The organism is Ensifer aridi (assembly GCF_002078505.1).
GTDB classification, from domain to species: domain Bacteria; phylum Pseudomonadota; class Alphaproteobacteria; order Rhizobiales; family Rhizobiaceae; genus Sinorhizobium; species Sinorhizobium aridi.
The window spans coordinates 111,496-125,366 of sequence record NZ_LUAV01000035.1 but is presented as its reverse complement, the minus strand read 5'-3'; the positions used below and the strand labels follow the sequence as shown (position 1 = coordinate 125,366).

At 63.3% G+C, this 13,871-nt stretch carries 13 protein-coding genes; 9 read left to right on the top strand and 4 right to left on the bottom strand.

All coding sequences use genetic code 11. The features are described 5' to 3' along the window. Window positions 1–33: 33 nt before the first annotated feature. From AYK65_RS26610 to AYK65_RS26600, 3 genes are all read right to left on the bottom strand, one after another. Window positions 34–1,167, bottom strand: a complete 1,134-nt coding sequence (locus AYK65_RS26610) for an iron-containing alcohol dehydrogenase (protein WP_026614877.1) — start codon at window positions 1,165–1,167, stop codon at window positions 34–36. A 310-nt stretch (window positions 1,168–1,477) separates the two neighbouring features. Beyond that, the gene (locus AYK65_RS26605; RefSeq protein ID WP_081162132.1) at window positions 1,478–2,680 is read right to left on the bottom strand and encodes a sialidase family protein; all 1,203 of its coding nucleotides are present in this window, start codon (window positions 2,678–2,680) and stop codon (window positions 1,478–1,480) included. A gap of 11 nt (window positions 2,681–2,691) precedes the next feature. Continuing rightward, window positions 2,692–3,600 carry a dihydrodipicolinate synthase family protein gene (locus AYK65_RS26600; protein WP_081162129.1) on the bottom strand — a complete coding sequence of 303 codons (909 nt, stop codon included), beginning with the start codon at window positions 3,598–3,600 and terminating at the stop codon, window positions 2,692–2,694. Between the two features lie 331 nt (window positions 3,601–3,931). Here AYK65_RS26600 and AYK65_RS26595 point away from each other — a divergent pair, with 331 nt between their 5' ends. The 8 genes from AYK65_RS26595 (at window position 3,932) to AYK65_RS26560 (ending at window position 12,079) form a co-directional block, all read left to right on the top strand. Then, window positions 3,932–5,575 carry an ABC transporter substrate-binding protein gene (locus AYK65_RS26595; protein WP_081162126.1) on the top strand — a complete coding sequence of 548 codons (1,644 nt, stop codon included), beginning with the start codon at window positions 3,932–3,934 and terminating at the stop codon, window positions 5,573–5,575. Window positions 5,576–5,780: 205 nt separating this feature from the next. Further along, window positions 5,781–6,737: an ABC transporter permease gene (locus AYK65_RS26590; protein WP_081162123.1), complete on the top strand. Its 957-nt coding sequence runs from the start codon at window positions 5,781–5,783 to the stop codon at window positions 6,735–6,737. A gap of 1 nt (window position 6,738) precedes the next feature. Next, window positions 6,739–7,698: an ABC transporter permease gene (locus AYK65_RS26585; protein ID WP_046119210.1), complete on the top strand. Its 960-nt coding sequence runs from the start codon at window positions 6,739–6,741 to the stop codon at window positions 7,696–7,698. Further along, window positions 7,695–8,702, top strand: a complete 1,008-nt coding sequence (locus tag AYK65_RS26580) for an ABC transporter ATP-binding protein (RefSeq protein ID WP_081162120.1) — start codon at window positions 7,695–7,697, stop codon at window positions 8,700–8,702. The genes AYK65_RS26585 and AYK65_RS26580 overlap by 4 nt, the downstream gene beginning before the upstream one ends. Next, window positions 8,702–9,685, top strand: coding sequence for an ABC transporter ATP-binding protein (locus tag AYK65_RS26575; RefSeq protein ID WP_026614869.1), 984 nt, complete (start codon window positions 8,702–8,704; stop codon window positions 9,683–9,685). Before AYK65_RS26580 ends, AYK65_RS26575 begins: the two co-directional genes overlap by 1 nt. Before the next feature lie 4 nt (window positions 9,686–9,689). Further along, window positions 9,690–10,766: a four-carbon acid sugar kinase family protein gene (locus tag AYK65_RS26570; protein ID WP_081162117.1), complete on the top strand. Its 1,077-nt coding sequence runs from the start codon at window positions 9,690–9,692 to the stop codon at window positions 10,764–10,766. A gap of 17 nt (window positions 10,767–10,783) precedes the next feature. After that, window positions 10,784–11,542: a FadR/GntR family transcriptional regulator gene (locus AYK65_RS26565; protein ID WP_026614867.1), complete on the top strand. Its 759-nt coding sequence runs from the start codon at window positions 10,784–10,786 to the stop codon at window positions 11,540–11,542. Window positions 11,543–11,794: 252 nt separating this feature from the next. Continuing rightward, window positions 11,795–12,079 (top strand): DUF982 domain-containing protein, encoded by a 285-nt coding sequence (locus AYK65_RS26560; RefSeq protein WP_026614866.1) that lies wholly within the window; start codon window positions 11,795–11,797, stop codon window positions 12,077–12,079. Window positions 12,080–12,224: 145 nt separating this feature from the next. On the opposite strand, the gene AYK65_RS26555 is transcribed toward AYK65_RS26560, so the two are convergent. Further along, window positions 12,225–12,734: a DUF4142 domain-containing protein gene (locus AYK65_RS26555; protein ID WP_081162114.1), complete on the bottom strand. Its 510-nt coding sequence runs from the start codon at window positions 12,732–12,734 to the stop codon at window positions 12,225–12,227. 314 nt (window positions 12,735–13,048) lie between these two features. Between AYK65_RS26555 and AYK65_RS26550 the strand changes: the two genes are divergently transcribed. Then, window positions 13,049–13,834, top strand: coding sequence for a DUF1614 domain-containing protein (locus AYK65_RS26550; RefSeq protein WP_046119206.1), 786 nt, complete (start codon window positions 13,049–13,051; stop codon window positions 13,832–13,834). The last annotated feature ends 37 nt before the right edge of the window (window positions 13,835–13,871 follow it).

Genomic DNA, 13,871 nt, shown 5'->3' with positions numbered 1-13,871 from the left:
GTCCGCAGCCGTGCGCACACCGGGCGGCATGCATCAGTAAGCCGCCTCGTAGATCGCGAGAATGTCGGCGCGCGAGAGGTCGCGCGGATTGTTGTCGAGCAGGCGTCTGATGGCAAAGGCATCGTCGGCCATCGTGCCGAGATCATCGGCCGGGACGCCGAGCTCCGACAGCTTCATTTCAATGCCGAGCGCCGCACAGAAGGCATGAGCTCCCTCGAACACGGACCCGACCTTGTCCGTGACGGGCAGGTTCAGCGCATCGAGGACCGCTTTCGTCTTCTCAGGCACCGCCGGCGTGTTGAAGGCGAGCACATGCGGGAAGATCAGCGCATTGGCCGCGCCATGCGCCACGTGCCAGCGGGTGCCGAGCGGATAGGCAAGGGCGTGGCCGCCGGCGGTGTTGACAGGTCCGAGGCAATAGCCGCCGTAGAGCGAGGCCAGCGAGAGCCCGGCGCGCGCCTCCGCATCGCTGCCATCGCGCACGGCCCGCGCGAGATAGCGCCCGACCAGCCGCGCGCCCTCGATGGCATAGATGTCGACTGCGGCGTGCGATTTGCGATTGGTGAAGGCCTCGACGCAATGCGCCAGCGCATCGACTCCGGTCGCCGCAGTCACCTTCGGCGGAACGGTAAAGGTCAAAGCCGGATCGATGACGGCCATGTCGGCAAGCATATGGATGCTTTCGACCGCCAGCTTGGCCTTTGTTGCTGGGTCGGTGACGAGCGCCCGGATGCCGGCTTCGCTGCCCGTCCCGGAAGTAGTCGGCACTTGCGCAAGCGCCGCCTTGCCTGGCCCGGCGACCTTGCCGGCGCCGACGACGTCGACGAGCCGTTGGGACGATCCCGACAGGACCGCCGCAAGCTTGGCGAGATCCATGGCACTGCCGCCGCCGAAACCGACGATGAGATCGGCATTCGCGCCCTCTGCCGCCTCAAGGACGCGGTCGAGATCACCCGTATCCGGCTCGGCCTTGACGTCGCCGTAGACGGTGATCTCACCGGCGAGCCCGAGAGCCTCGATACGCGACGCATTGAAGGCATCCGAGATGACGAGAGCACGCCGATATCCCTTGCTCTTCGCCCATGCCCCCAGCCTCGCCGCCACGCCTATACCGAATTCGATCAGGCCCGGCCTCACCATGGAAATGGGCGCTTCCAGATTGTTCATCCGATCGATCCTCCCTGAGCGTGACAGCGGCAACGGCAATCACTAAGATGTAAAGTTGTTATCGCTGATAACATCAAATGGCAAGTGCATCTCGCGATTTTCTGTCCCGCCCTTGCCGTTTCATGATCCTCGACGACGGGCGCAGCACCTCGTAACCGAGGCATATCTGTTTGAAATCAAATGTAAGTTCGCGGTTGCAGCCCGGGTCGGCATGCCGCTACGCATGCCGCGTCCTGCAACCGCCGGATCGCGCGACCTCGAGCGAAAGAGTTGTCATCTTCAGTAGAAGGTGGGGCGGTTGCCCGCAAGTTCACCTTGTCGCTTCGAAGAACTCCGGCTCCAGCCGGACATATTTGATCGCCCGACGGAAATAGGTGTAGGCGATGTGCAGCCTGCCCTCGCCGTCCTCGACGATCGACGGATAGGAAAATTCGCGGTTGAGCGAGTCTTTGGAATTGTTGCTGAGGCAGAAGCCGTCGCCGGTGTCGAGATCGATGCGGCGCGGGAAAGACCGCCCGTTATCCGTCGAAAACGCGAGGCTGAGCGGCGCCCGGGGAACGCCCCAGACGGCCGGACGAGCGGAGGCGATCGCCTCGCCTGAAGTGCCGCTGACCTCCCCGCCCTCACCCTCGATCTCGTCATAGAGCGAGTGGCGGCGCGCATCCGACGTGGATGCATTGCTGTGGTTGTAAACCATTGCGATCGCGCCGTTTTTCAGGCGCACCGCCTGGATCGAGGAGTTGTTGTTGGGCAGATCCACGGGCTCGGGCGGCGTCCAGTGCAGCCCGCCATTCTGCGAGCGACTGCTGAGAACATTGGTCGCGAAGCGGTTGCGGTAGAAGGCAACCATGGCGTCACCACCGCTCGGCACGATGCTCATGTGCACCGCACCTATACTGTCCGGAACCTCCTCCATCGTCCAGCTCTTGCCTTCGTCGCGCGAAATCAGGACGGCCGCACGGTCGACGTCGCCGGTCCAGCGCCGCCCGGGCTGGCTCACGCAGCGGAAGACCGGCAGCAGCCAGTTGCCGGCGCCATTCACGACGACCGGCTGGCGCACGAAAGTTCCGGGAATGTCGCAAAGCACGTCCGCCGGGCCGAAGGACTTGCCGCCATCGGCGGAAATCCGGCGTTTGACCACGGCCCCGTCCTGGTTGCCGGAGGTTTGTGAGGTGAAGAGCAGCCACACGCGCCCGTCGGGTGCCGTAAAGATGAGCGGATTTTGCTCTGACTTTTCCCGATCGTCTGACATCTTTTCCGGGTCGGACCAACGGCTTGTACCGGGCTCCAGCCGCGACATGTAAACGGAGATGTCGCCCATCCCCTCCATCGTTCCGCCGAACCAGACGCAGCTCAAGGCGCCGTCGGGAAGAAAGCCGAGATTTGCTGCATGGTTTTGCACCGAGGGCGAGGGAAGAAAAGCCTCGTACCGGCCGGGCTCCCCGGGGATTGCTGCCACCTCCCCCGTCATGCGGGGCGGGACCTCATGCGGCTCCAGAGCGGAATACGCCATGCGACCCTCCCTCACGCCAAAGCCGCAAATTTAACCGCGAGGTCCGCGCGCTCGCTCGCGCTGAGCGGCATCAGCGGCGGCCGCGTCCGGAACCAAGCATTCTCGCCGTGTCGCAAGCCGAGCATCGCCTTGATCGTCGGGATTTGGACATAGGAGTTCGACAGCGTCCGGTAGGCATTGATGCGCGCTTGCGCCGATTCCACCTCTGCCGTCCTGACCGCGTCTGACACGTGATCGAAAATGAATCTGAGCGAGTCCGCAATGAGGTTGGATGTGGCGGTGATGCAACCTGCGCCGCCCGCTTTAAGGAGCGGCAGCAGCAGCGGATCGGCACCGGCAAGTATCGAGAAACCCGGTAGTTCGGCGACCAGAGCCTCCATGTTGGCGAAATCGCCGGCGGAATCCTTGATGCCGACGACGGTGTCGGGAAAAGCGGCGGCGAGCCGTTTGACGAGCGGAATCGAAAGCGGAATGCCGGAGACCTGGGGAATGTGATAGAGCACCACCTTCAGCCGGTTGTCGCCGACGGCTTCAATGATTTGCGAGTAGGCGGCGAAGAGCCCCTCATCGCTCACGCCCTTATAGTAGAAGGGCGGCAGCATCACGACCCGGTTCACGCCGAGGGAAAGCGCATGCTTCGTCAGCGCGATCGTTTCTGGTATCGCCGCAACGCCCGTTCCGGGCATCAGCCGGTCGGGCGCAATGCCCGCAGCAAGAGCGCTTTCCAGGATGGACCTTCGCTCATCTTGGGAAAACGAATTGGCCTCGCCCGTCGTGCCGAGCAGGGCGATCCCGTGACATCCACTACCAATGAGCCGCCGGCAATGATCTGCGAAGAGTGCGAGATCGGGCTCGCCGTTTTCCTTGATCGGCGTCGCCGCCGCTGAATAGACGCCGGCCACCGCATGTTTCATCTTCATGTGCATCTCCTCCGGCCGCTCTCGGCAAGACGTTTTTACAAGATCACCGGCTGGCGCCTTCGACCGCCATTCGCCTCGGCTCGTGCCTGCTCCGCCCTGCGCTTTTGTCTTCAACATCGGCCTTGTTGTCAATATGGAAATCCGGGCAGAAAATTTGGTAGTCAGCTAATGCGTTGACATATATGCATTATTCCTCAAACGAAAATTCGGAGATGCCGGTTCTCCGCATTTTTCGTTGACATATTTACAATATAAGTGAAGTCTAAGGCCAATCAGAGCGCCGCTATCCGGGGAGAGCGGAGGCGCTCGATTTCACGCACGGGAGGAAGAAATGACCAAACGGAATGATCTCGAGGTTGCCGGCATTTCGCGGCGAGAAGCGCTGAAGCTCGGATTGGGCGCCACCGTAGCGCTCACGATCGCGGGCATGAATGCACGCATGGTCATGGCTCAGGAAGGCCAGGTGCTGAAAGTCGCCAATCCGGCCTTCAACCAGGATTGGTCGCCGCTGCGCGGGGGCGGCGTGCCCTACCGGTGGAATTCGGCCTGGTGGGCCTCGCCGATGTATTTCGACAGCGAAGGCAAGATCCATCCTTATGTCTTCGCGAGCTGGGAAGCTTCAGAGGGCAACAAGGTCTGGACCTTCAAGATCGACCCGAAGGCGACCTTTTCCGACGGCAGCAAGATCACGGCCGAGGACGTCAAGGGTTCATGGAACGTCTCGGCGATGCCGAACACCAAGAACCAGCGCGCCGACCAGGTCCTGAGCAAGGTTGCGGGCTACGCGGATGTCAGCAGCGGCAGCGCCAACGAGCTTTCAGGCGTGGCGACGCCGGACGAAGGCACTGTCGTCGTGACGCTCAGCGAAGCCGATCCGATCTTCTTCATGCGCCTTGCCAACCACATCGCCCCGATCACCAAGGCCTCGCAGTCGCGCGGCGAGGACGGCGAGGAGATCCAGGATTGGTATATGCCGGACAGCGGCGCGGTCTATTCTGGGCCGTTCAAGCTGACGGCAATCGACCTCGACGCCGGCACCCTGACATTCGAGCCGAACGAGAACTTCTTCGGTCCGAAGCCGAAGCTTGCCCGCATCGAGATCGCCTCGATCGAAGATAACGTCACGGCGACGTCGCTCATCAAGTCCGGCGAGTTCAACGCGCACACGGAACTCGTCACCTCGACGATCATCCAGGATCTCGGCGCCGAGTTCGCAGCCGGTCCGATCATCCCCACCAGCCAGCACTTCTGGTTCAACACCGCGCGCAAGCCGATGGACGATCCGAAGGTGCGTGAGGCGCTGATCCGAGCGGTCGACCGCGACGGCCTCATGAAGGCATCCTTCCCGGACGGCCCGCACAAAAAGACGGATCAGATCCTGAACTCTGTGCCGGGCGCTGACAATTCCGGCTTCGAGCCTTACCCCTATGATCCCGAGGGCGCCAAGAAGCTGCTTGCCGAATCGAGCTATGGCGGGCCGGAGAAGCTTCCGAAGCTTCTCTTCGTCGGCATTTCCGGTCCGGCGATCGAGGCGGCGGCGCAGTTCATCGCCGAACAATGGCGCCAGAACCTCGGCATCTCGGCGGTCGACATGAAGCCGCAGCAGGATGCCTATGCCGGTCCCGACCAGAACGCGGTCCAGATTTTCCGCGACGACGTCGGCACGCGCGTGCCCGATGCCGCCTCCTATCTGCAGGGATCAATCGCCTCGACCTCCTCGAATGCGCAGAACAAACTCGGCGGCTACAAGAACGAGAAGGTCGACAGCTTGCTCGCGGAAGCCGCCACCAAGGCAGCCGACGATCCTGAGCGCATTGCTCTGGCGCAGGAGGCACAAAAGGCCTTCCGCGACGACTGGGCCTTCATCCCCTGGTATGCTCAGGCGATGTCGCGCTGGGCCACCGCCGACGTGAAGGGCATCGAGAAGAACCTCGACTGGCAGGTCGCAGAGCCCTGGAACATTTCGATCGGCTGACGCCGACGACAAGATTGCTCGCGTGCGAGGCCCAAAGCGCCCTCGCACGGGAGCGGATGCATGGATCGAAAGCGACGTTCTCGAAGCGGTCCGTGTTGAGAATAGCCGGTTCAAGCAGCCTTCGGACGCTTGCACCGGCCACGAGTGAGTATGGCGTTCGGGACCTGATCGGGGCCCGCCGGCGTCATGCGGGAGGATTTGCGGCATGCTTCGCTACATCGCGACACGATTTGTCATCTGGGTGCCGTCGGTTCTTCTGGTGATGATGGCAGTCTATGCCCTGGCCTTCTATGGAGCCGGCGACCCGATCAAACTGATTTTCCTGAGAGCGCCCGGCGACGTCGCCTACAATCCCGAGCGCATCGAGGCGATCCGCGAGAGCGCCGGGCTGAACAAGCCCTTCATCGAGCAGTTCGGCTATTACATCTGGAACCTTCTTCAAGGGGATTTCGGCAACTCGCTGAGTTCCGGGCGCTCGGTCTGGGCGATGGTCAAGGCGGCCGCCCCCGTGTCCTTCAAGCTGGCGCTTTGTTCGATCGTCCTGACGGCACTCGTCGCGATTCCACTCGGCATGATCGCCGCACTCAACCAGAACCGCCGCCTCGATTACATCATCCTCGGCTCGGCGCTCTTTCTCTGGGCCATTCCGGCCTATGTCGCCGGGCCGCTACTGATGGTCGGCCTGATCGTCCTCCTTCCCGGCGTCAACGTCCCCTATGGCTGGGGCGGCGTCTTCGACATCCGCATCCTCCTGCCCTTGATCGTGCTCTCGTTTCAGCCGATCGCTCTCATCATCCGGCAGACCCGCGCGGCGGTCATCGAGGTGCTCTCCGAAGATTTCGTCCGCACCGCGCGGGCAAAGGGCGTGCCCGAGATCGTGGTGGCGCTGAAGCACATATTGAGGCCGGTGCTGACGCCCGTCGTCACCCAGCTCGGCCTCATCATGATCACGATCGTCAATGGCGCCATCTTCGTCGAGCTCGTCTTCGGCCTGCCCGGTCTCGGACGCCTCACGGTCAAAGCGCTCACCAATTCCGACTATCCGGTGATCCTCGCGATCACGCTCATCGGGTCGTTCCTTGTGATGATTTCGAACCTGCTCGTCGACATCCTCTATCCGCTGCTCGATCCGCGCGCGGCGGACGCAAGAAGGAGCCGCTGACATGTCCGCCGTTCAAACCGAGCCCGCAACGCTTTCCGAGGAGCCGCCCGTCAGCCTGTGGCGTGATGCCTGGTACCGGCTGAAAAGAAACCGGCTCGCGATCTTCGGCCTCTGCGTTATTGTCCTGCTCGCCTTCACGGCCATATTCGGCCCCTATCTGACGCCTTACGACTTCCTCGGTCAGGATCTGGAGGCGCGTAACCAGGCGCCGTCGTTTGCGCATCTCTTCGGCACCGACGACCTCGGTCGCGACGTCTTCAGCCGCGTCGTCTATGGCACGCGGACAGCCTTTCTCGTCGCCGTCGTGGTTACCGCCATCGCACTTGTCATCGGCACGGTGCTTGGTGCGGTCGCCGGCTTCTTCGGCAACCCGTTCGATCGCGTGATCATGTGGCTGACCGACGTGACCATGTCGGTGCCGAACCTGCTTCTCGTGGTCGTCATCAACGCGTCGCTCAAGACGCCGATCGCGCAATGGATGGAGGCGCGTTATCTCGAAACGCTCAACCCGTTCTATCGCGAGACGGTTTGGATCGACTTCCTGCTCGTCTTCGGCTCCATGGCGCTGATCTCCTGGCCGCCCTATGCGCGGCTCGTGCGCGCCCAGGTGCTGTCGATCCGCAGCCGGCCCTATATCACGGCCGCGCAGGCGCTCGGCCTTTCGAACCGGATCATCCTCACTCGCTACGTGATACCGAATGCGCTGGGGCCCCTGATCGTCGCCGTCAGCGCCGGCCTCGGCACGGCAATGGTGCTCGAGAGCGCCTTCTCGTTCCTCGGTGTGGGGGTCAATCCGCCGACACCGAGCTGGGGCAACATGATTTCGGACGGACTGCGCGTCTGGCAGCACTACCCGCATCTGCTTGCAGCACCGGCAGCCGTTCTCGGTCTTGCGTCTGTCGCCTTTTCCTTCCTCGGTGACGGCCTCAATGACGCTCTCAACCCGCGAGGCAGCAAATGACCGGCACGAAGACGGAGAACCGCCTGCTCGACGTCAAAGGCCTGACGGTTGAGATCGAAACCCGCAGCGGCCCCGCAGTCATCGTCGACGGCATCGACCTTCACGTCGACCGGGGCGAGACGCTCGGCGTCGTCGGCGAGTCGGGTTGCGGCAAGAGCCTGACGATGCTGAGCCTCATGCGGCTCCTGCCCAATAAAATCCACGTCGCCAAGGGCGAGGCGCATTTCGACGGCCGCGACCTGCAGAAGATGTCCAATCGGGAGCTGCGCAAAGTCCGCGGCGGCGACATCGGCTTCGTCTTTCAGGATCCGATGACCTCGCTCAATCCCGTAATGCGGATTGGCGAGCAGCTTGCCGAGCCCTTGATCTACCATCGCGGCATGAGCAAAAAGGAAGCGCGAGCGCGAGCGGTCGAGCTCCTGCGCCTCGTCGGCATTCCAGGGCCCGAGCAGCGAATCGAAGCTTATCCGCACGAGCTCTCCGGCGGCATGCGCCAGCGTGTGATGATCGCGATCGGCCTTGCCTGCGAGCCGAAGCTGTTGATCGCCGACGAGCCGACGACGGCGCTCGACGTGACGATCCAGGCGCAGATCGTCGATCTCGTGAAGGGCCTGCGGGAAAAGCTCGGCATGTCGGTGGTCTGGATTACGCATGACCTCGCGCTGATCGCCGGGCTCGTCGACCGCGTCATCGTGCTTTATGCCGGCACCGTCGTCGAGGATGCGCCGGTCGACGAGCTCTATGCGCATCCGCGCCATCCCTATACGCGCGGGCTGCTCGCCTCGATCCCGAAGCTCTCCGATCAGCCGGCATCGCGGCTGAATTCGATCGGCGGAACGCCACCCGAGCCCGGCCGCAGGCCTCAGGGTTGTCCCTTCGCGCCCCGCTGTCCGCTGGCCATGGACATCTGCCGCACACATGTGCCGAAGCTCGAACCCGTCGCCGCCGCGGGCAGCCATCGCACCGCCTGTTTCGCCGCCGAGAAAGCCCGGGAGGCCGCCTGATGGGTGCAGAACCTCTTCTGAAGATCGAAAACCTGGTCAAACATTTCCATGTCCGCCTCGGCGCCTTCGGCGAGCGGGCAGCGACGGTGCACGCCCTCGACGATTTCACCCTCGATATCGAGGAGGGCGAGACCTTGAGTCTCGTCGGGGAATCGGGCTGCGGCAAGTCGACGACCGGTTTCACCATCCTGAACCTGCACCGGGCGACCGCCGGCAAGGTTCTCTACAAGGGCCAGGACCTGACCGCGCTCGACGAGAAGCGCATGCGACCGTTCCGACGCGATCTGCAGATCGTCTTTCAGGATCCCTATTCGACGCTCAATCCGCGTATGACAGTCGGCGAAGCGATCGGCGAGCCGATCCTCTTCCACAAGCTCGCCACCAAGACGGAGCTCGAGGGAAAGGTGGCGGCACTACTCACGGATGTCGGGCTGCCGCCGCGCTTTGCGTCGCGCTACCCGCACGAGCTTTCGGGCGGGCAGCGCCAGCGCGTGGTGATCGCGCGGGCGCTCGCCTGCCAGCCGAAGTTCATCGTCTGCGACGAGGCGATCTCGGCCCTCGACGTGTCGATTCAGGCCCAGATCATCAACCTGCTCCTCGACCTGCAGGAGAAATACGGCCTCACCTATCTTTTCATCGCCCATGACCTCGCCGTCGTGCGCCACATCTCGACCCGCGTCGGCGTCATGTATCTCGGGCGGCTGGCGGAGCTCGCTAGCCGCGACGAGCTCTTCGACACGCCGCTGCATCCCTACACCAAGGCGCTGCTGTCGGCAGTGCCGGAGACCGACCCGCAACATGAGCGCGACCGCAAGCGGCAGATCCTTCAGGGCGACGTCCCAAGCCCGCTCGACCCCCCCGCCGGCTGCCGCTTCCATACACGCTGCCCGATCGCCATGGAGGTCTGCCGCCACAAGGTCCCGAACTGGAAGGAGGCGCGCCCGGGGCACCTCGTGGCCTGCCATGCGGTGAACGGCGAATAGAGCCATGACCATTCGCGTCGCCATTGTCGCTGACGATTTGACGGGCGCTCTCGACACGAGCGCGCCCTTGGTCGATGCCGGCTTGAGCGTTGCCGTTGCGCTGGACGTCGAAGCCGTCGAGGAGGCGATTGAGACCGGGGCGGACGTCATCGTCGTCAACACGCTGTCGCGCGCGCTTGCTCCCGTCCAGGCGGCCGAGCGCGTTGTGAGAGCGGCAATCCTGCTTAAGCGGGCCTCGCCTGAATTTGTCTTCAAGAAGATCGACTCGCGGCTCAAGGGCAATGTCGCGGCGGAGAGCGAGGCGCTCGCCGCTTCCTTTAACCGCCGCCGTCTCCTCGTCGCGCCGGCCGTTCCGGACCAAGGGCGCCACACGCGCGCGGGTCATGTGGTCGGTTTCGGTGTTGCCGAACCGCTGCCGATAGAGCCGCTTTTTGCCGGCTGTGAGGCGAAGGTACGGATTGCCGACGCGGCGTCCGACGCAGATTTGGATCACATCGTCTCGAGCGTGGATGGGTCCAAAACCATTGCCGTCGGTGCGCGCGGCCTCGGCTCGGCACTTGCGCGCCGCTTGGCGACCCGGTCTGCGAAGAGCCCTTTCGAGCCCTGCGAGCGAACCCTGTTCGCCTTCGGTTCGCGCGACCCGATTACGGGCGCGCAGATGGACGCACTGCTCGCAAGCGGCCTTATACGCGACTATCGCGAAGCGCCATTGGGGGAAGTTCCCGCCGACGGCAGGCCTGCGATGCTTCCAATGCTACTGAGATGCTCCGGCGAGGTGAGCGATGCGGCGGACGAGGTGGCGCAGCGCTTTGCCGCTGGCGCCTCGCGTATCGCGAATGACGCTGAGCCCGACATGGTGATGATGGGCGGCGGCGACACGGCATATGCTATCCTGCGCTCGCTAGGTGCCCGCGTGCTTGCGCCGAAAGGCGAGATCGAAGCCGGTATTCCCTGGTTCGAGGCGGGGTGCTCAGCCGGCAGGCGAATGCGCTGCGCGGTGAAGTCAGGGGGCTTTGGCAATCCACAATCTCTGATAAAGATCTTGCAGGATAGGCCGGAGACACTGCAAGTCGGGCAATGAGAAGGATGGTGAATCGCATGACGGACAGGGCCGAGACGGGCCGGGAGATCGCAACCGAAGCGAAAGCGGAGCGTGGCAGATCGGTGAAGCTCGTCGATCGCGTCTTCGACAAGTTGCATGAGCGCATCCGCACCGGCAACTACGCCCCCGATTCACGCCTGCCCGGCGAGCACGAGCTCGCCTCCATGCTCGGCGTCTCCCGTCCGGTGGTCCGCGACGCGCTGAGCCGTCTGCGCGAACAGGGGCTCATCTATTCGCGCCAGGGTGCGGGCACCTTCGTCAGCGCCCAGGTTTCGGCGGCCGCCCAGCTTGCCTACTCGCCCGTCAAATCGATCGCCGACATCCAGCGTTGTTATGAGTTCCGCCTGACGATCGAGCCGGCCGCGGCCTACTACGCCGCTCAGCGACGAGACGAGGCGGCGATCGCCCGGATTGCAGCGGCCTTGGCCGAACTGCGTGAGGCGACGAGCCACCAGCTTCACCGCACCGACGCGGATTTCCTCTTCCACAAGGCCGTGGCAGAGGCGTCGAACAACCACTACTACACCGCCTCGCTTGAAGCCTTGCGTGCGCATATCGCCGTTGGCATGCATCTCCATGGGCTTTCCCTCATGGGCCCGCGGCCGGGTCTCGAGCAGGTCTATGAGGAGCACAAAGCGATCTTCCGCGCGGTCGCCGATGGGCGCGCAGAGGATGCGCGGGACCTGATGCTGAAACACCTGGAAGGTTCGCGCGACCGGCTTTTCGAGGGAAAGGTGCTGGATCTGTCCTTCTGAGGCGGGATCAGGACAAGCGCCGGCGGGTCTCAGTCCACATCGGGCCCGAGCACGCGGGCAGCGTAACCTATCCGAAACCGGAAAGACGAATTTGCTCGACACGGATGTCGACGAGCACGATCCGATCCTCCTGATCATGGCTTCCCCAATTCCGCCCAGCGGCGCACACTACGCAATCATCAATGTGATTCGGGCGGGGAACGGAAACAGAAGTTCTCGCAGTTGATCGGCGAGCAATTTCAGGAGGTCTCGATGAAAGAGATTCCCTGGCGTGCACCCCTCGCGGTGACGCTTCAAAGCGGTATTCAGCGGCGGTTCTGCGGACCCTATGACGCGCTGGACTTCCTCGAACACGAGTGGCCGACCCACGGCAGTCGCTACCAACGGGCCGTCAGCGACTGCCGGGCGGCGATATCGCGGGCGCAAAGTCCCGATATCTCGAGGGCATCGTTCATCGGCGCATGCGTGGAGGCTTCGCTGATGTTTACGGATTTACGAGCCCGCACTCCACGAAGCAAGCGCGCCAGCGCGGGATGAGGAAAAGTGTGCGCGGTTTCCGCCCACGTCCCGTGCTAACTTATTAGAATCAATCACGTTCGTGATTTTAGGTCGATCCGACCTAAAATCATCGTGATCTAAGAGCGAGGCCCGTTTGTAGCGTCACGTTTGCCCCGCGCGCCGATCAAGGCCCCGTCAGCGACTGGACCTGGATCAGATGCGTCCTGAGCGTCGGGTAAGTGGCCTCGGCAAAGGCTTTCAAGGCACCGGCCTGTCCGTGTTCCGCGTAATTCCTGAAGAGTTCAACGGCTGATTCATGGGCCGTGACCTGGGAAGAGAGGTATGCCGGATCGAAGTCGCCGCCTTGAAGCGCACTCAATGCCGCCAGTTTCTCCTCGCTCTCCTTGTCGAGCGTATCCGCCGGTTGGACGCCGTCCTTGCGGGCAGCCTCGGCCAGTTCCTTGCCGGCTCTGGCATGATCCGCCCGCATCCGCTCGGCGAAATCGAGGACCTGCTTTCCTCTGCCCCGCTGCCGCGCCAGTTCCGCGGCTTTCAACTCGAAGAGATTGGAGATCGCTACCTGCCGCGCGAATCCCTGGGCATCGACAGGCAGCTTTTCCTGCTGTGCGAAGCCTGTCCCCAGCGAGGACAGCAACAGCAATGTCGCGGCAAGGTTGAGATTGAGCGATTTCATGACGCACCTCCGAGCGCAACCCAACCAGCGGCTCGACTTATCGTTCCGGCACTTCAGGATGGTGTTGGAGCGACCGCAACGGTCTGAAGAGACGACTCTATTCGGGCGCGTCGAAGTCGGGACGAACCGGAACGCCCGCCGCAGGAGAGATTAAATCTTCGTAAGCTGTTGAAATAGCACTAGACCTCGCGACCGCTTGCCCCGATGCTTCCCGCTATATCGGCGGCTGCAATCCACGCCGCTGCTCAAGATGGTTCTGGAACGCGCGTCCGTTCCCCGAGCCCTCGGCCGCAAGGAAATTCGCGGAGGGATCAATGCGATTCAGCCAGTTCCATTACCTGCCGCTTCCTGCTCCTCTCTTCTCCGCCTTGGCGCTGCTGTTTGTCTTGCTGGTCGCGCTGATTCAGATCGGGGTTTTGCAATACGCTTATACCCGCCTTGGCATCAGCGCCCGCGCCGCCCTTCTCATTCTCCTCGCATCGCTGCTCGGCAGCTATCTCAATCTCCCTCTGGCGGAATTGCCGGGGCAGCCCGTCCTTTCGGGACAGGTGGTCGATTATTTCGGCATGCAATATGTCGTGCCGGTGGTCGTCGATTGGCCCGGAACCGTGATCGCCGTGAACGTCGGCGGCGCACTGATCCCCAGCCTGATGTCCATCTATCTGCTCGCCAGAAACGGCCTATGGGGCCGCGGCCTGCTCGCTACGGTGGCCGTGGCTGCGGTGTGCCACGCGCTCGCCCGGCCGGTACCCGGCCTCGGCATTGCCCTGCCCATTCTCGCTCCCGCCATTACTACAGGGATCGTCGCCCTGTTGCTGTCGCGGCAACATGCCGCTCCGCTCGCCTATATCGGCGGCAGCCTCGGCACACTCATCGGAGCCGATTTGCTCAACCTCGACAGTCTGCAAGAGCTGGGGGCGCCGGTCGCCTCGATCGGCGGCGCCGGGACATTCGACGGGATCTTCGTCACCGCCGTCCTCGCCGTGCTGATCGCCAGCATCCCGGGCACATTCCGTCGCGCGCGCGGAGACCGCCCGCCTGCCGGCGTGCCGGAGGATTCGGAGAACAGGCCGCGCGACGCAGGCGGTCATCATCAATGACGTGGTGTCATCGCCCCGGATCGGACGTATGCGGCCG

Coding starts and splice junctions, on each gene's coding strand:
- AYK65_RS26580 (WP_081162120.1), top strand. CDS start 7,695: ATGACCGGCACGAAGACGGAGAACCGCCTGCTCGACGTCAAAGGCCTG.
- AYK65_RS26610 (WP_026614877.1), bottom strand. CDS start 1,167: ATGAACAATCTGGAAGCGCCCATTTCCATGGTGAGGCCGGGCCTGATC.
- AYK65_RS26550 (WP_046119206.1), top strand. CDS start 13,049: ATGCGATTCAGCCAGTTCCATTACCTGCCGCTTCCTGCTCCTCTCTTC.
- AYK65_RS26585 (WP_046119210.1), top strand. CDS start 6,739: ATGTCCGCCGTTCAAACCGAGCCCGCAACGCTTTCCGAGGAGCCGCCC.
- AYK65_RS26560 (WP_026614866.1), top strand. CDS start 11,795: ATGAAAGAGATTCCCTGGCGTGCACCCCTCGCGGTGACGCTTCAAAGC.
- AYK65_RS26570 (WP_081162117.1), top strand. CDS start 9,690: ATGACCATTCGCGTCGCCATTGTCGCTGACGATTTGACGGGCGCTCTC.
- AYK65_RS26600 (WP_081162129.1), bottom strand. CDS start 3,600: ATGAAGATGAAACATGCGGTGGCCGGCGTCTATTCAGCGGCGGCGACG.
- AYK65_RS26605 (WP_081162132.1), bottom strand. CDS start 2,680: ATGGCGTATTCCGCTCTGGAGCCGCATGAGGTCCCGCCCCGCATGACG.
- AYK65_RS26555 (WP_081162114.1), bottom strand. CDS start 12,734: ATGAAATCGCTCAATCTCAACCTTGCCGCGACATTGCTGTTGCTGTCC.
- AYK65_RS26575 (WP_026614869.1), top strand. CDS start 8,702: ATGGGTGCAGAACCTCTTCTGAAGATCGAAAACCTGGTCAAACATTTC.
- AYK65_RS26590 (WP_081162123.1), top strand. CDS start 5,781: ATGCTTCGCTACATCGCGACACGATTTGTCATCTGGGTGCCGTCGGTT.
- AYK65_RS26595 (WP_081162126.1), top strand. CDS start 3,932: ATGACCAAACGGAATGATCTCGAGGTTGCCGGCATTTCGCGGCGAGAA.
- AYK65_RS26565 (WP_026614867.1), top strand. CDS start 10,784: ATGACGGACAGGGCCGAGACGGGCCGGGAGATCGCAACCGAAGCGAAA.